The organism is Rhizobium sp. BK456, from assembly GCF_014194045.1.
GTDB lineage: Bacteria > Pseudomonadota > Alphaproteobacteria > Rhizobiales > Rhizobiaceae > Rhizobium > Rhizobium redzepovicii.
Window position 1 is genome coordinate 565,166 of record NZ_JACIAO010000002.1, and the last position, 16,559, is coordinate 581,724.

The 16,559-nt window shown below is 62.3% G+C and carries 15 protein-coding genes; 10 read left to right on the top strand and 5 right to left on the bottom strand.

The annotated features are described in order from the left end of the window. The first annotated feature begins 38 nt into the window (after nt 1–38). The 3 genes from FHX03_RS09015 to FHX03_RS09025 all read left to right on the top strand — a co-directional run bounded on the left by FHX03_RS09015 (nt 39) and on the right by FHX03_RS09025 (nt 3,500). Nucleotides 39–1,424, top strand: a complete 1,386-nt coding sequence (locus FHX03_RS09015) for an aldehyde dehydrogenase family protein (protein WP_097628213.1) — start codon at nt 39–41, stop codon at nt 1,422–1,424. Next, complete coding sequence (locus FHX03_RS09020) at nt 1,421–2,572, top strand: iron-containing alcohol dehydrogenase (RefSeq protein ID WP_183853355.1); 1,152 nt, start codon at nt 1,421–1,423, stop codon at nt 2,570–2,572. The genes FHX03_RS09015 and FHX03_RS09020 overlap by 4 nt, the downstream gene beginning before the upstream one ends. A 229-nt stretch (nt 2,573–2,801) precedes the next feature. Further along, nucleotides 2,802–3,500 carry a ParA family protein gene (locus tag FHX03_RS09025; RefSeq protein ID WP_183777630.1) on the top strand — a complete coding sequence of 233 codons (699 nt, stop codon included), beginning with the start codon at nt 2,802–2,804 and terminating at the stop codon, nt 3,498–3,500. 73 nt (nt 3,501–3,573) lie between these two features. Here FHX03_RS09025 and FHX03_RS09030 read toward each other — a convergent pair whose 3' ends face one another. Continuing rightward, a complete protein-coding gene (locus FHX03_RS09030; RefSeq protein ID WP_183853358.1) occupies nt 3,574–4,965 on the bottom strand; it encodes a L,D-transpeptidase in 1,392 nt (463 codons plus the stop codon). A gap of 255 nt (nt 4,966–5,220) precedes the next feature. On the opposite strand from FHX03_RS09030, the gene FHX03_RS09035 reads away from it, so the two are divergent. From FHX03_RS09035 to FHX03_RS09045, 3 genes are all read left to right on the top strand, one after another. Continuing rightward, complete coding sequence (locus FHX03_RS09035) at nt 5,221–6,060, top strand: aldose 1-epimerase family protein (RefSeq protein ID WP_183853360.1); 840 nt, start codon at nt 5,221–5,223, stop codon at nt 6,058–6,060. A gap of 71 nt (nt 6,061–6,131) precedes the next feature. Further along, entirely contained in the window at nt 6,132–6,470 is a 339-nt protein-coding gene (locus FHX03_RS09040) for a TIGR01244 family sulfur transferase (RefSeq protein ID WP_097628218.1), read from the top strand. A gap of 78 nt (nt 6,471–6,548) precedes the next feature. Continuing rightward, nucleotides 6,549–6,893, top strand: coding sequence for a RidA family protein (locus tag FHX03_RS09045; protein ID WP_097628219.1), 345 nt, complete (start codon nt 6,549–6,551; stop codon nt 6,891–6,893). A gap of 50 nt (nt 6,894–6,943) precedes the next feature. Here FHX03_RS09045 and FHX03_RS09050 read toward each other — a convergent pair whose 3' ends face one another. From FHX03_RS09050 to FHX03_RS09065, 4 genes are read right to left on the bottom strand one after another with little or no spacing between them, the layout of a single operon-like run. Then, nucleotides 6,944–8,602 (bottom strand): thiamine pyrophosphate-binding protein, encoded by a 1,659-nt coding sequence (locus FHX03_RS09050; RefSeq protein ID WP_183853362.1) that lies wholly within the window; start codon nt 8,600–8,602, stop codon nt 6,944–6,946. Nucleotides 8,603–8,615: 13 nt separating this feature from the next. Next, on the bottom strand, nt 8,616–9,815 hold the full coding sequence (locus FHX03_RS09055) for a CaiB/BaiF CoA transferase family protein (RefSeq protein ID WP_183853364.1): 1,200 nt from the start codon (nt 9,813–9,815) through the stop codon (nt 8,616–8,618). A gap of 16 nt (nt 9,816–9,831) precedes the next feature. Next, nucleotides 9,832–10,788 carry a DMT family transporter gene (locus tag FHX03_RS09060; protein WP_183853366.1) on the bottom strand — a complete coding sequence of 319 codons (957 nt, stop codon included), beginning with the start codon at nt 10,786–10,788 and terminating at the stop codon, nt 9,832–9,834. A gap of 17 nt (nt 10,789–10,805) precedes the next feature. Next, nucleotides 10,806–11,750, bottom strand: coding sequence for an alpha/beta fold hydrolase (locus tag FHX03_RS09065; RefSeq protein WP_183853368.1), 945 nt, complete (start codon nt 11,748–11,750; stop codon nt 10,806–10,808). A 159-nt stretch (nt 11,751–11,909) separates the two neighbouring features. On the opposite strand from FHX03_RS09065, the gene FHX03_RS09070 reads away from it, so the two are divergent. The 4 genes from FHX03_RS09070 (at nt 11,910) to metF (ending at nt 16,490) form a co-directional block, all read left to right on the top strand. Further along, nucleotides 11,910–12,650 (top strand): ribonuclease T2 family protein, encoded by a 741-nt coding sequence (locus FHX03_RS09070; RefSeq protein ID WP_183853447.1) that lies wholly within the window; start codon nt 11,910–11,912, stop codon nt 12,648–12,650. A 98-nt stretch (nt 12,651–12,748) separates the two neighbouring features. Further along, nucleotides 12,749–14,398: an energy-dependent translational throttle protein EttA gene (ettA, locus tag FHX03_RS09075; protein ID WP_097628225.1), complete on the top strand. Its 1,650-nt coding sequence runs from the start codon at nt 12,749–12,751 to the stop codon at nt 14,396–14,398. 162 nt (nt 14,399–14,560) lie between these two features. Then, nucleotides 14,561–15,586, top strand: a complete 1,026-nt coding sequence (locus tag FHX03_RS09080; RefSeq protein WP_183853370.1) for an ArsR/SmtB family transcription factor — start codon at nt 14,561–14,563, stop codon at nt 15,584–15,586. A gap of 1 nt (nt 15,587) precedes the next feature. Beyond that, complete coding sequence (metF, locus tag FHX03_RS09085) at nt 15,588–16,490, top strand: methylenetetrahydrofolate reductase [NAD(P)H] (protein WP_183853372.1); 903 nt, start codon at nt 15,588–15,590, stop codon at nt 16,488–16,490. The last annotated feature ends 69 nt before the right edge of the window (nt 16,491–16,559 follow it).

Genomic DNA, 16,559 nt, shown 5'->3' on the forward strand with positions numbered 1-16,559 from the left:
CGCCGAAATTTTGATCAATACGAGGACGGAAATCGATCATGACGATGATCCAATGCATTTCACCGGTTGACGGGTCGGTCTATGCCGAACGCGCCGCACTTTCTCTCGATGCCGCCAAGGATGTTGTGGCGCGGGCCCGCAAGGCGCAGAAGGCCTGGGCGAAACGGCCGCTCGAAGAGCGCGTGCAACTGGTGCTGAAGGGTGCTGCGCGGCTGAACGAGATGTCCGACGTCGTCGTGCCGGAGCTTGCCTGGCAGATGGGCCGGCCGGTCAAGTATGGCGGCGAATACAAGGGTTTCAACGAGCGCTCCAACTATGTCGCCTCGATCGCTGCCGATGCGCTGGCGCCTGTTGTCATCGAGGAGAGCGATCGTTTTGAACGCCGCATCGAGCGCGAAGCGCATGGCGTCGTCTTCGTCGTGGCACCCTGGAACTATCCCTATATGACCGCAATCAACACGATTGCGCCGGCGCTGATGGCGGGCAATACCGTCGTTCTGAAACATGCCTCGCAGACGCTGCTCGTCGGCGAGCGGCTGGTGCAGGCCTTCGTGGAGGCGGGCATTCCCGAGGACGTGTTCCAGAATGTCTTCCTCGATCATCAGACGACCTCGGCGCTGATTGCTGCCGGCAGCTTCAATTTCGTCAACTTTACCGGATCGGTCGAAGGCGGGCGCTCGATGGAGCGGGCCGCCGCCGGCACCTTCACCGGCCTCGGCCTCGAACTCGGCGGCAAGGATCCGGGTTACGTCATGGAAGACGCCGATCTTGAGGCGGCCGTCGATACGCTGATGGACGGCGCGACCTACAATTCCGGCCAGTGCTGCTGCGGCATCGAGCGCATCTATGTGCACGAATCCCTCTACGACGCCTTCGTCGAAAAGTCGGTCGCCTGGGTGTCGAATTACAAGCTCGGCAATCCGCTCGATCCCGAGACTTCGCTCGGACCAATGGCGAACAAGCGCTTCGCCAAGGTGGTGCGCGAGCAGATTGCCGATGCGGTCTCCAAGGGCGCCAAGGCGCTTGTCGATCCCAAGCTTTTCCCTCAGGACGACGGCGGCGCTTATCTCGCACCGCAGGTTCTCGTCGATGTCGACCATTCCATGGCCTTCATGCGCGAGGAGACCTTCGGTCCGGCGGTCGGCATCATGAAGGTGAAGAGCGACGAAGAGGCGCTCGCCTTGATGAACGACAGCCAGTACGGGCTAACGGCCTCGCTCTGGACCAAGGATGCCGAACGGGCAGGGCGGCTCGGCCGCGAGATCGAAACCGGCACCGTTTTCATGAACCGCGCCGATTATCTCGACCCGGCGCTCTGCTGGACCGGCGTCAAGGAGACGGGCCGCGGCGGCTCGCTGTCGATCATCGGCTTCCAGAATCTGACGCGCCCGAAATCCTTCCACCTGAAGAAAGTCACAGTATGAGCAGCAACATCACCGCAAACTGGAGCTATCCGACATCAGTCAAGCTCGGCCGGGGCCGGATCAAGGAAGTGGCAGACGCCTGCAAGAGCCTCGGCATCAAAAAGCCGCTGCTGGTCACCGACCGCGGCCTCGCCTCGATGGCGATCACCAAGAACGCGCTCGACATTCTCGAAGACGCAGGCCTTGGCCGGGCGATCTTTGCCGACGTCGATCCGAACCCGAACGAGAAGAACCTCGAGGCCGGCGTCAAGGCTTTCAAGGATGGCGGCCATGACGGCGTCGTCGCCTTCGGCGGCGGCTCGGGCCTCGATCTCGGCAAGTGCGTCGCCTTCATGGCAGGTCAGACCCGGCCTGTCTGGGATTTCGAGGATATCGGCGACTGGTGGACGCGGGCAAGCCTCGAAGGCATTGCCCCGATCGTCGCCGTGCCGACGACAGCGGGTACCGGCTCGGAAGTCGGCCGCGCCAGCGTCATCACCAATTCGCAAACGCATGTGAAGAAGATCATCTTCCATCCGAAGTTCTTGCCTGGTGTCGTCATCTCCGATCCGGAACTGACCGTCGGCATGCCGAAGATCATCACGGCCGGCACCGGCATGGATGCCTTTGCCCATTGCCTGGAGGCCTATTCCTCGCCCTTCTATCACCCGATGTCGGCCGGCATCGCGCTCGAAGGCATGCGGCTCGTCAAGGAATTCCTGCCGCGCGCCTATCGGGAAGGCACCGATCTTGAAGCACGCGCCAACATGATGTCCGCTGCCGCCATGGGTGCTGTCGCCTTCCAGAAGGGGCTCGGCGCCATTCACGCGCTGTCGCACCCGATCGGCGCCGTCTACAACACCCATCACGGCATGACCAACGCAGTTGTCATGCCGGCGGTGCTGCGCTTCAACCGCACGGCGATCGAGGAAAAGATCAGCCGCGCCGCCGCCTATCTCGGTATTTCGGGCGGTTTCGACGGCTTCTACGACTATGTATTGAAGCTCCGCTCCGACCTCGGCGTGCCGGAGACGCTGACGGCGATGGGAATCGCTGCCGACCGCATCGACGAATTGTCGGCCATGGCGATCGAAGATCCGAGCGCGGGCGGCAACCCGGTTGCCATGACGCTCGAGAATACCAAGGTGCTTTTCAGCGATTGCTTCTGAGATCATAAGATCGGACCTGCAGACCGGCCCGGAAAGCCTTGCTTTCCGGGCTTTTTTCATTCTAGCGACATCCCCAATTTTAGGGATGTGAAAAATACCGGCTGCAATTTCGGCGCGCGTGTTTGGAATTTGTTAACCATGATTAGAAAGGATGGATTAACCGCACGATGCTCCGATGGTGCGTAAAAGAGCGATTCCGGCTCGCACCATTTCCTTCCGAGGACTGAACATGCCTGTCATCACATTCGCAAATACCAAGGGCGGCGCCGGCAAGACGACCGCTGTTCTCCTGCTCGCCACCGAGCTTGCCCGCAAGGGTTTTCGCGTCACCATTCTCGACGCCGATCCGCAGCACTGGATTTCGCGCTGGCACGAGATATCTGGTCATGTGCCCAATATTTCGGTGATCGATTTCGTCACCACCGCCTCGCTGCCGCTGCATATCAATGAGAACAAGCACAATACCGACTATTTCATCGTCGACCTGCCGGGTGCGCGCAATCCGCTGCTTGCCACCGCCGTCGGCCTTTCCGACCATGTGCTGATCCCGATCCAGGGCTGTGCGATGGATGCGCGCGGCGGCGCGCAGGTGCTCGAACTGCTGCAGTATCTGGACGAAAAGGCGGGTATCAAGATCGGTCATTCAGTGGTGCTGACCCGCGTCAACTCGATGGTCACGACCCGGGCGCTGCAACTCGTCAAATCGCTGCTCAGCGAGCGGCATGTGCCGGTGCTGGACACGGCGATCATCGAACGCTCCGCCTTCCGAGACATCTTCGACTGTGGCGGCACGTTGCACACGCTCGATCCCGCCCGCGTCAGCAATCTCGACAAGGCGCGTGAAAACGCCACCTGTTTTGCCGAGGAGATCATGAGCAAGCTGCCCGCCCGGCTGACGGTGTCGCTCCGTATGGCAACGGCGGCCTGAACATCCCTCGTATAAACCGAAAAGGCCGCCGGAGCGATCCGGCGGCCTTTTCCGTGTCGTTATCACGCTGGCTTCAATCGACGAATTCGACCGTCACTCCCGGCTTGACCATCTTGGCAAGCTCGGTTGCGTCCCAATTGGTCAGGCGGATGCAGCCGTGGCTCTGGGTGCGGCCGATCTTGGAAGGCTCGGGCGTGCCGTGGATGCCGTAGGTCGGCTTGGAGAGCGCCATCCAGACGGTACCGACCGGGCCGTTCGGGCCGGGCGGAATGTTGAGGATCTTGTCGTTGGCGCCCTGCTGGAAATTGATCTTCGGATTATAGGTGTAACCGGGATTGAAGGCGACGCGCTCGACCGTCACGATGCCCGACGGGGAGGGTGTGTCGGTGGAGCCGATCGATGCCGGATAGGCGGCAATGAGATTGCCGGCGCTATCATAGGCAAAGACCTGCTTGCGGCCCTTGTCGGCGATGATACGGGCAACTTCGCCGCTCCTCGGCTCACCCGGATTGACGACCTTGATGACGGTGCCGGCGACGCTGAAATCAGCGCCGGGGTTCATCTCCTTGAGGAAGGCCTCGTCCATGTGGAAGCGCTCGGCCAGCATTTCGGTGGTCGATGTATAGGCAAGCGACGGCAGCAGCGCCTTATGCGAATAGTCTTCCGGGATCTCTGCGACGTAGGGGCCGGCGGCATCGGCCGGCGTGATCGTGTAGCTGACGACCGGCAGGCCGCCGTTCATGCGCAACTCTTCCAGAATGGCGTCGGTGTCGTTCGGGTCGAGTTTGGAGCCGGTCATCTGGTCATAGGCATAGACCGATTTGGTGACGTTCGAGCCCATATGGCCGTCGATGACACCGGGCGAGATGCCGGCGCGGTCGAGGAAGACCTGCAGCGCGACGATCTCCGGCTTCGACTTATTCTTCAGCGTGATGACGGGTTCGTCCGGCGCGGCCTTGGGCGCGTCGGCGGGCGGAATCTGCTGGTCGGGATCGATCGAGGCATAATCGTCGCCGGACTGCGGATTGCCGATGCTGTTGTCCTGGGGATAGGGCTGTTCGCCGAGCGGCTGGCGTTCGATCGCCGCATCGCGCGGGATGCCGCCGGTGACCGCACCGCGCTCGGAGTAACGTGCGTCGCCATCGTCGGCGTAATAGGGATCGTTGCCGTTCTGGTCGGCATAGACGTCGCGCGGGCCGGGCCGCGGCGGATAGTAGCCGCGGGCGCGCATCTCGGTGGCGACGACATTGCCGTAGTCGTCGATCAGCACGCGGTTGCCGCTGCGGTCGCGGGCGTAGATATAGCCGCGTGGGACATAATCGAGGATTTCGCCGCTCGGGGTGACGAGTACGACATCGCTCTGGCGGCGGTCACGGAACTGCTGCGCGCCGGCCTCCGGTGCTGCAACGGCAATGGCTGCCAGCACGGCCGCAAGCGAAAATGCCGACTTTAAAAAACGATTCACGTCTCACACCTCGAACAGTGACTAGGCCGACACACACCTGCGAATTTTGACGCTAGTGTGGAATTTATGAAACCGTGCTGAACAAAATATGAAAATCACTAAGATTTCCTTTTACTCATAAACGTTTGCGTCTCCGCGTCAGTTCCGCAAAATCCATGGTTGCGGCAAAAGCGCAAGAGAGGAAAAGGGTTCGATTGACGAAAGACGGCGCAAAATCTAACGCTACTCGGCCGATAAGCCCCTGAGGAGACTGCGATGATCGAATTTGCCGCTGCAAGCGGGCCGCGCCTGATGCTCGATGAAGCATCGGTGCTGGATATCGGCGGATGCATCGTCGAAGGCGTCGACATCGCGCCGAAGCGCGCCATTCCCGACGACGGCGATCCCCGAATCGATCACTCGCTCGAAGGCTTCCTGTTCACCTGCGGGCCGGACCATATCCGCCACCGCCAGCCGATCGCCGGTAGCGCCGAGGGCAAGGTCTATCCGCTGCACGGATCGGCCTCCGGCCATGCGGCCAAGGTGCTGTGGACGAAATTGGAGAACGGCAATGCCGAATGCCGGGCCGATATCGACATCACCACCGTCGAAGGACTGCCGCAGCGCATCGAGCGGCTGTGGCGGATCGATGGGGCGACCGGTGAGGTCCGGCTCGAGGACCGGGTCGTCAACACCAGCGATCAGACGGTGCCGACCTTCCTGATGTATCACATGAACACCGGCGGTAAATGGCTGGACGAGGGCACGCGGATCGAGGGCGGGATGCTGGAGAATGGCGGTTTCCCCTGGACATTCGGCGAGGAGCCGGGCGGCATCTTCTGCGTGTCGGCGCCGGCAACGGAGCAGGGCTTTGCCGAAGTTCGCCTAGGGCCCATCGCCGCGATCGGCGGCAGGACGCTTCGCGTGCGTTTCCGCGCCGACACGCTGCCTTATCTGCAGGTGTGGCGAAACCAGAAGGCGCCGGCCCATATCATCGGCATCGAGCCGGTCTCGCATCGCTGGGTATTGCGTGACGAGCTTGAGGCAGCCGGCGAGTTCCACATGCTGGCGCCCGGCGAGAGCCGCAGCTATGGGCTGAGCTTTGCCTTCCTGTGAGCGAAGTGTTGTTGACGCTTGCCAAGCTGCGTCGTAGACCTTCAGCCCACCATTTTTGAGGAGACAGGACGATGGATATTCGCCAGATCGACGATGAATATTCGGTTTCGGGTCAGATCACGCCCGAGGACCTCGACGATATCAAGGCGCTGGGGTTCAAATCGATCGTCTGCCACCGCCCCGACCATGAGAGCCCCGATCAGACGTCGTTTTCCGTTATCGAGGCACGTGCCAAGGAACTCGGTCTGGAGATCACCCATGTGCCCGTCGGGCCGATGGGCGTGACCGAGGAAGCGGTCCAGGGCATGGTCGACGCGCTCGACGAGTTCCCGCGGCCGATGCTCGGCTATTGCCGCTCCGGCGCCCGCTCGACGGCGATCTACCAGAAGACCCACCATATCCGCAGCTAGGCCCCCATTCCGGCTGCCGATTTTCCGGCGCTGCACCGCAGCGCCGCCGCCACCTTCCCATTCACTCAGGAGACTATGATGAGCATTAAGCGTATCGACGTCGGCGCACGCATGAGCGGCGCCGTCATTCACGGCAACACGGTTTATCTCGCAGGCCAGGTCGGCGAGGGCGAAAGCGTCACCGATCAGTGCAAGTCCTCGCTTGCCGAAGTCGACCGCCTGCTGACTGCATCCGGCAGCAACAAGTCGAAGATCCTGCAGACGATCGTCTATCTCTCCGACATTGCCTATTTCGCCGAGATGAACGCCGCCTGGGAAGCCTGGATCGATCCGGCCAATCCGCCGGCCCGCGCCACCAGCGAAGCCAAGCTCGCAGCGCCGAAATACAAGGTCGAGTTCATCGTCACGGCCGCGATCGACTGATCGTCGCCGCAGCACTGCATCAAAGCCGGTAGGTGCGTGAGCTCACGGACTTACCGGCTTTTTGTTTGCGCAATTTCCGAGAGCGTGCGTGTCGGCGTGATCGCCTCGGGATCGAGTTTAACTTCGATGATTGCCGGCTTGCCGCTTTCGCGCGCCCGCTCGAAGGCCGCGGCGAATTGCTCGGTGCTTTCCACCGTTTCGCCATGGCCGCCATAGGCGCGGGCAAGGGCTGCGAAGTCGGGGTTGGTCAGGTCGGTGCTGCTGACGCGGCCGGGATATTCGCGCTCCTGATGCATGCGGATCGTGCCGTAGATGCCGTTGTTGACCACGACCGATATGATCGGCAGGCCGTAGCGGATGGCAGTGGCGAACTCCTGGCCGTGCATCAGGAAACAGCCGTCGCCGGCAAAGCAGATGACCTCGCGCTCTGGAAAGAGCCGCTTGGCGGCGACGGCGGCGGGCAGGCCGTAACCCATCGAGCCTGAGGTGGGCGCGGCCTGGGTGTTGAAGCGGCGGAAACGATGGAAGCGGTGCAGCCACGTGGCGTAGTTGCCGGCGCCGTTGGTGAAGATCGTCTCCGGCCCGGTATTGGCTTCCAGCCACTCCATGATCGGCCCCATATGGACGGCGCCCGGACCTGTCGCCGGCGGTTTCGACCAGGTGAGATAGGCCTGGTGCATGCGCTGCGTGCGCTCCGCCCAATGCGGCTCGGCCGGCGCTTCCAGATCGGCAAGGGCCGCGACGAAATCGGCAGGTGCGGCGCAGATGGGGAGATCCGGGCGGTAGATGCGGCCCAGTTCGGACGCATCGGGATAGACGTGAATCAGCGATTGCTGGGGGTAGGGGAGATCGATCAGCGTATAGGACGAAGACGGCATTTCCGACATGCGGGCGCCGAGCAGGATCAGCAGGTCGCTCTCCTTGATCTCCTTTGCCAGCGCCGGATTGATGCCTATGCCGACATCGCCGGCATAGGAGGGGTGGAGATGATCGAACAGCATCTGCCGGCGGAAGGAACAGCCGACCGGCAATTGGAACCGTTCGGCGAAGATTGCAAAATCGGCGACGGCATCGGCATCCCAGCGCGTGCCGCCGACGATCACCATCGGCCGCTCGGCTTTGAGCAGTCTCAGATAGAGATCGTCGATCTGGCGGCGGCCGGGATGGGCCTCGACGCTGACATAACGCTTGGCGCGGGGCGCTTCGACTTCGTCGCGCAGCATATCCTCCGGCAGCGTCAGCACCACGGGGCCGGGGCGGCCGGAGGTTGCGATCGCAAAGGCGCGGGTGACGAACTCGGGAATGCGGGCGGCATCGTCGATCTCGCCCACCCATTTGGCGAATTCGGTGAAGGCGCGGCGGAATTCGACCTCCTGGAAAGCCTCACGCTCGCGTGCTTCACGCTGCACCTGGCCGATGAAGAGGATCATCGGGATCGAATCCTGCTTTGATATATGCAGACCGGCAGACGCGTTGGTGGCGCCGGGGCCGCGGGTGACCATGCAGATGCCGGGTTCGCCGGTCAGCCGGCCCCAGCAATCGGCCATCATCGCCGCGCCGCCTTCCTGGCGGCAGACGATCACATCGATGTCGCTGTCGCGTAGCGCATCGAGAACGGCAAGGAAGCTCTCGCCGGGCACGCAGGACAGACGCTTGACGCCGTTCGCCTTCAGCGCCTCGACGATTAGTTCCCCGCCAGTCTTCTTCATGACAATGCCTTCTTCATGACGATGCCTTCCTCTCGCGCTCGGCGAGTTCCGCCAGAATCTCTTCGGTGTGTTCGCCGAGACGCGGGCTCGGCCTGCTATAGTGCAGCGGCGTTTCCGACAGCACTACCGGCGTCCTGACTCCGGGGATGACTGTACCGGCGCGATCGGCAAGATCGATGCGCAGGCCGCGGGCTTCTACCTGCGGATCGGCAAACATTTCCTCGATCGTGTTGATCGGGCCGGCGGGAACTCCATTCTCCTCGCAGGCCTTCAACAAATCCGCCTTGCGCCATTTTAGCGTCTCGGTGGAGACGAGACGGCGGACTTCGCCGCGATTGGCGACGCGGGCCTTGTTGGTGGCGTAACGCCCGTCGCCGGCGATCGCATCCAGGCCGAGGATGGCGCAGAGGCGGCGGAACTGGCCGTCATTGCCGATGGCAAGAATGAGAAAACCGTCCGCCGCTGGCACGACCTCATAGGGCGAGATATTCGGATGGGCATTGCCGAGGCGGGTGGGGGCGGCCCCGGAAACCAAGTAGTTCATGTTCTGATTGGCGAGAACGGCCGATTGCACGTCGAGCAGGGCCATGTCGACGAGCTGGCCTTCGCCCGACTTGAGCGCGTGGATCAGGGCGGCCTCGATCGCCGAGACGGCATAGATGCCGGTGAAGATATCGGCGATGGCAACGCCGGCCTTCATCGGCTGGCCGTCCGGCTCGCCGGTGATCGACATGAAGCCGGACATGCCCTGGACGATGTAATCATAGCCGGCGAGGCTGGCATAGGGGCCGGTCTGACCGAAGCCGGTGATCGAGCAATAAACGAGCTTCGGGTTGACCTTGCGCAGGCTGTCGTAATCGAGCCCGTATTTGACGAGACCGCCGAGCTTGAAGTTCTCGATCACCACATCGGCTGACGCAACCAGGCGGCGGACGAGATCCTGACCTTCGGCGCTCTTCAGATCGGCGGTGACGGAGCGTTTGCCGCGATTGGTGGCGTGGTAGTAGGCGGCCGAGAGATTTTCGCCGTCCGCGCCTTCGACGAAGGGCGGCCCCCATTGGCGGGTATCGTCGCCGCCGTCGGGGTTTTCTACCTTGATGACGTCGGCGCCGAGATCGGCAAGCATCTGGCCGGCCCAGGGGCCGGCCAGCACGCGGGCAAGCTCGATCACCCGGATGCCTGCAAGCGGCGGCTTTTTCGTGGTCTGCGTCATATTCCCTCGTCGGTCTTTACGGCGCCAGCGTCGCCTCAGATGTATCGGATAGAGGCCTTGAAGCAAAGCGGCGCTCGCGCCAGAGGATGTACAAGCCCGATGCCGTGATGATGGCGATGCCGAGCCATTTGACCGCGTCCGGGAAGTCGCCGAAAACCAGCCAGGCGAAGATCGTCGCTGAGACGATTTCAAAATATTGCAGCGGCGCCAGCGTCGAGGCGGGTGCGGCGCGATAGGCATAGACGCCGAAGATGCCCGCAATTGCGGCCATGGCGCCGACACCGGCGACGTAGAACCAGGCGCTGCCTTCGGGCACGACGGGATCGAAGAGATCAGAGCCGCTTCCATCGCCGATAAAAAGCAGGACGGCGCAGAAGATGAGGCCCCAGATGCCCATCTGGAACTGCATCGCCCAGGGATCTTCCCGGTGCGAGAGGACGCGGGTCATCAGCACGAAGATCGCGATGCAAAGCGCACTGAGGACGGGCAGGAGGGCGATATAGCCGACTTCCTGGAAACTCGGCTGGATGATCAGCATCGCCCCGAAGAAGCCGGCGCCACAGGCGGTATAGCGCCGCCAGCCGATCGTCTCCTTCAGGAAGATGCCGCCGAGGATGGTCACCATGATCGGCTCGACGAAGAAGATCGCAATCGCGTCGGCAACCGCCATGTATTTCAGCGTGGTGACGAAAGAGATCATCGAGACGGTGATGATCAAGCCGCGGATGGCATGGAACAGGCTCTGGCGCCACGAGAAATCGGCAAAGCTGCGCCGCCATATGACGATCGGCAGCATGCAGAGCGCCTGCACGACGAAGCGGCCGGCGGTAACCTCGGCGGAGGGGATGGTGACGACGGCAAGCTTGGCGAAAATATCGATCAGCGGCGAAAACATCACCGAAAGAAACATCAGCGCGAGCCCTGTCGTCACCTCGGAGGCTGAGGAAACGGGGCGGGCGGAGGTGCTGCTCATGACGGAATCTCTCTGGCTCAGGATCTTGCCGTTTGGAATCTGGCGAGGGCCTCGTCGCACCAGTCCGCAAAGGCGGCGGTTGCAGCATCCGCGCCGATCTCGTTCAGCGTTTCGTGCCGCATGTCCTGATATATCTCAGTGCTGATACGAGAGAAGCCGCAGGCTTTCAAATGGTTTGACAGCCAGAGCACGGCTTTTCCGCGCTCGGTTGCCGGGTCTTCTCCGCCGCCTACCAGATGGATCGGCAGGTCGCGCGGCAGCCGATCCAGATGGAGCTTCTGCGGGGCGCGAAACGTCATTTCGAAGAGATCGAGCCAGAGCGAGACCGAGGCGTCGAAGCCGCAGAGCGGATCGGCGACATATTTGTCGACTTCACCGGGAAGGCGCGACAGCCAGTCGAACTCGGTGCGGCGGCCCGCAATCGATTTCCCCCAGGCGGCGAAGGTGAGCTTCGGCAACAGGCCGCTCGGCACGTCGGAGCCCTTCAGCATGCGTTCGGCAAGCAGGATCGCCTGGGCGGCGCGGCCGGCAAGGCCGACGGCGAAATTCGAATTCCAGACGGCGACGGCGTTAAAATCGGCCGGCGCCGTGACGGCGGCATTAAGGGCGATCAGGCCCCCCATCGAATGGCCGAAGAGGATTACCGGCAGGCCGGGATGGCGCATGGCCGCGTGAGCGCGCATGGCAAGGACGTCGCCGATCACCCTGTCGACGCCGCCTCGCCGGGCGAAGCGGCCGACCGGCGCGTCGGGCGCCGTTGTCTCGCCGTGGCCGCGATGATCATGGGCATAAACATGATAGCCGCGCGCCGCCATCGCCTCGGCAAAGGCGCGATAGCGTTTCGAATGTTCGGCGAGACCGTGCGATATCAACAGGATGCCGCGTGCCGGGCCGACGGCCTCATCATGGTGATAGGCGAGCGACGCCCCCGTCGAAGCGAGCCTTTGTGTTTCAGAAAACATCGGGATCCTCCTTGCGGCAACAGACCAGATCACCGCCCAAAAGCAACATCGGTTCCGGGTTTATCCGATAACAAATTGCGTTCCTGCTGCGATTCAGGGTTGCGGGTCTTCGATCTTCGTGCTTATTTGTTCCTGTATTGTTCTTTTTTGGGGGTTGAAATGAGCAGCATGCAGTTGCGTACCTTGACGTTCGCCGTATCGATGGTTCTTGCTGGCGCCGCCGTGGCGCAGGAGGCTAGTGGGCGCACCCGTTTTATTCTTTCGGCGAGCTGGCAGCCGGCCTTTTGCCAGACGAATCAGAAGAAGGCCGAATGCGCAAGCCAGACCGGCGAGCGCGCCGATGCGACGAATTTTTCGCTGCACGGGCTCTGGCCGATGCGGCAGGATTATTGCGGCGTGAGCGCCGAGCAGAAAGCGGCCGACAAGGACGGCAAGTGGGACACGCTGCCGGCGGTTACGCTGTCGGCCGAGACGCAGGCGGCGCTGGCAAAGGCGATGCCCGGCACACAATCCGGCCTGGAACGACATGAATGGGTAAAGCACGGCACCTGCACGAAAATGAGCGCCGAGGATTATTTCGGCGTCGGCGTGCACCTCGTCGGCGCGCTCAACACCTCGGCCGTGCGCGATCTCTTCGCCGCCAATATCGGCAAGCCGGTCAAGGCTGAGGCGATCAAGGCGGCTTTCGACAAGAGCTTCGGGCCGGGTGCCGGCGAACGCGTCAAAATGAGCTGCCGTCGGGCCGGCAATGTCAAGATGATCAGCGGGTTGACCATCGGGCTTTCGGAAGCCGCCGGGGCGGCGTCGGCGAAGAGCACCGGGCTTGGCGATCTGATCCAGGGCGCGGGAAAAACGACGTTCGGCTGCGACGAGGGCGTCGTCGACGCAGCGGGCTTCTGACCGGAAATCCTGCGTAAACCGGGTTTCGGCGTTGCCCGAAGGCGCTGTTTCGCCTACATAGCGGCACAATCGAAGTTTCCCGCCCGGAGCAGCGCAGCATGGCACGTCAGTTCATCTATCATATGTCCGGCCTCAACAAGGCCTATGGCAACAAGAAGATCTTGGAGAACATCCACCTTTCCTTCTACCCGGATGCCAAGATCGGTATTCTCGGGCCAAACGGCGCCGGTAAATCCACTGTGCTGCGCATCATCGCCGGCCAAGACAAGGAATATACCGGCGAAGCCTGGCTCGCCGAAGGAGCGACGGTCGGCTACCTCGAGCAGGAGCCGCATATCGATCCCAACAAGACGGTGTTCGAAAACGTCATGGAAGGCGTTGCCTCGAAGACGGCCGTGCTCGAACGCTACAATGAACTGATGATGAACTATTCCGACGAGACGGCGGAAGAGGGAGCCAAGCTTCAAGACATCATCGACAGCCAGAACCTCTGGGATCTGGAAAGCCAGGTCGAGATGGCGATGGAAGCCTTGCGCTGCCCGCCGCGCGACGCCGATGTCACCAGCCTGTCCGGCGGCGAGCGCCGCCGTATCGCGCTCTGCCGGCTACTGCTGTCGCAGCCGGACCTGCTGCTACTCGACGAACCGACCAACCACCTGGACGCCGAGACGATCGCCTGGCTCGAAAAGCATCTGCGCGACTATCCGGGCGCCGTGATGATGATCACCCACGATCGCTACTTCCTGGACAACGTCACTGGCTGGATCCTCGAACTCGACCGCGGCCGCGGCATTCCCTACGAAGGCAATTACTCGGCCTACCTGCTCGCCAAGGCCAAGCGCATGCAGCAGGAAAACCGGGAAGAGGCCGGCCGCCAGAAGGCGATCAGCCGCGAACAGGAATGGATCGCCTCCAGCCCGAAGGCTCGTCAGGCCAAGTCCAAGGCGCGTATCAAGTCCTATGAACAGCTGGTGGAGGCGGCCGAAAAGCAGCGTCCCGGCGATGCGCAGATCATCATCCCGGTCAGCGAGCGCTTGGGACAGGTGGTCATCGAGATGGAAGGCATCACCAAGGGCTTCGAGGGCCGCACGCTGATCAACGACCTGTCGATCAAGCTGCCGCCGGGCGGCATCGTCGGCATTATCGGCCCGAACGGCGCCGGCAAGACGACGCTGTTCCGTATGATCACCGGCCAGGAAAGGCCGGATGCGGGATCGATCCGCATCGGTGAGACCGTCCATCTTGGTTATGTCGACCAGAGCCGCGACGCACTCGACGGCAGCAAGACCGTCTGGGAGGAAATCTCTGGCGGCGCCGAAGTCATCAAGCTCGGCAAGTTCGATATGAACTCCAGAGCCTATTGCGGCGCATTCAACTTCAAGGGCGGCGATCAGCAGCAAAAGGTCGGCAATCTCTCGGGCGGCCAGCGCAACCGCGTTCACCTTGCCAAAATGCTCAAGGCCGGCGGCAACGTGCTGCTGCTCGACGAACCGACCAACGACCTCGATACGGAAACCCTGGGTGCGCTCGAAAGCGCGCTTGAGGCGTTTGCCGGATGCGCCATCATCATCAGCCACGATCGCATGTTCCTCGACCGCCTGGCGACGCACATCCTGGCTTTCGAAGGCGAAGGCCATGTCGAATGGTTCGAAGGCAATTTCGAGGATTATGAGCAGGACAAGGTGCGTCGTCTTGGTCCCGATGCCCTCAATCCGGGCAGCCAGGCCCATAAGCGCCTGACGCGCTGATTGCAGCCGTTTTTGCAGTCACGAAGCCCTGGTTTCTACCGGGGCTTTTTCACGTCTGGCCTGTCGCAATTTGAGCAGGCAATTTCGCTCAAGCGCGAAATGCCGCTTGTCACCATCGTCCAAATCACATAAAGATATCTTTATATCTTGATTGGACTGAAGATGAGCGAACCCTTGAAGCTTGGACTGGATGCGCTGGTGGACGTCATGAAGGCGGCCGGCGAGCCCACGCGCCTGCGTCTTCTGGCGCTTCTCGACGGTGGCGACCTGACGGTAACCGATCTTACCGAAATTCTCGGCCAATCCCAGCCCCGCATCTCCCGCCACCTGAAGCTGCTTGGCGAGGCCGAACTGATCGAACGCTACCAGGAAGGCGCTTGGGCCTATTTCCGCCTCAAGCAGGAGGGCAAGGCGGCGATGCTGGTGCGGGCATTACTGAAGCATGTCTCCGAGAACGATCCGACCGTGCTTCGCGACGGCGAAAGGCTGTCGCAGGTCAAGCGCCAGCGAGCCGAGCGGGCGCAGGCCTATTTCAGCCGCAACGCCGCTGAGTGGGACGAGCTTCGCCGCCTGCATGCCGCCGATGAAGAGGTCGACGCCGCCGTCATCCGGCTGCTCGGCAGTCAGCCGATCGATTCGCTCCTCGATCTCGGCACCGGCACCGGCCGCATCCTCGAACTGCTGTCGGGGCTCTACCGGCGGGCGATCGGCGTCGATGCCAGCCGCGACATGCTGAGCGTGGCGCGCGCCAATCTCGACAAGTCCCGCATCACCAAGGCGACCGTGCGCCATGCCGATATCTTGAACCTGCCGTTCGAGGGCCAGGATTTCGATCTGGTGACAATCCACCAGGTGCTGCATTTCTTCGACCAGCCGGAAATTGCGATCGCGGAAGCGGCGCGCATGCTCCGGCCGGGTGGCCGGCTCGTGGTCATCGACCTTGCGCCGCACACGCTCGAATATCTCCGCGACGAGCATGCGCATGTCCGTCTCGGCTTTTCGCACCAGGCGATATCCGACTGGCTGCACAGGGCCGGGCTCGACGTCGAGCAGGTCGTGGACCTTCATCCGGGTCAGCAAAGCGGGCAGGGGTTGACGGTCACCGTCTGGCTCGCGCGCGATCCGAGGCGCCTGATGGCTTCGCAACTAAGCGAAGGCGCCGAACCTACATTTGCCGGGAGAGTATGACATGGCTTTGAATAACGAGGCACGCGGCCGCAATATTGGGATCTCCTTCGAATTCTTCCCGCCGAAATCGGAGGAGATGGAAGGTCAGCTCTGGGATACGGTCAGCAAGCTGCAGGACTGGGACCCGGATTTCGTCTCGGTTACCTATGGCGCCGGCGGGACCACCAGGGCGCCGACACTGACCGCCGTCACGCGTTTCCTGTCGCAGACGCCGCTCGCCACCGCTTCGCACCTGACCTGCGTCGGCGCGACGAAGGAAGAGACGCACCAGATGATCGAGACGTTCCGCAAGGTCGGCGTCACGCATTTCGTGGCGCTACGCGGCGATGCGCCCGGCGGCGCCGGCGCCCCCTACCAGCCGCATCCCGGCGGCTATGCCAATGCGGCCGAGCTGGTGGCTGGCCTTAAGTCGGTCGGCGATTTCGAGATTTCGGTCTCCGCCTATCCGGAAAAACACCCGGAAAGCCGTGACACGGCCGCCGATATCGACATGCTGAAGCGCAAGGCCGATAACGGCGCCGATCGGGCGCTGACACAGTTCTTCTTCGACAACGACAATTTCGAGCGCTACCTGGAGAAGGTGCGCGCTGCCGGGGTCTCGATCCCCGTTGTGCCCGGTATCATGCCGATCCAGAACCTGACGCAGCTGAAGCGTTTCGCCGGCGCCTGCGGCACGATCATCCCGGCCTTCCTCGATGAACGCTTCGCCGGTTTCGACGACAAGCCCGAGGAGCGGGCAAAGGTCGCCGCCGATGTCGCCGCCGAACAGATCGAGGATCTCGTCCGGCGCGGCATCCATGACTTCCATCTTTATACGATGAACCGCGCGCCGCTGGTTTCCGCTGTGCTCGAAAATCTCGGCTTTTGCCGCCGGCCGGCAAAAAGCGCGGGCGCTGCGGCCTGATCTAAAGGGTTTGAAAAGGTGAAAAAGCGCATGTCGGGCGGGACATGCGCTTTTTCATTGGCGGATTGA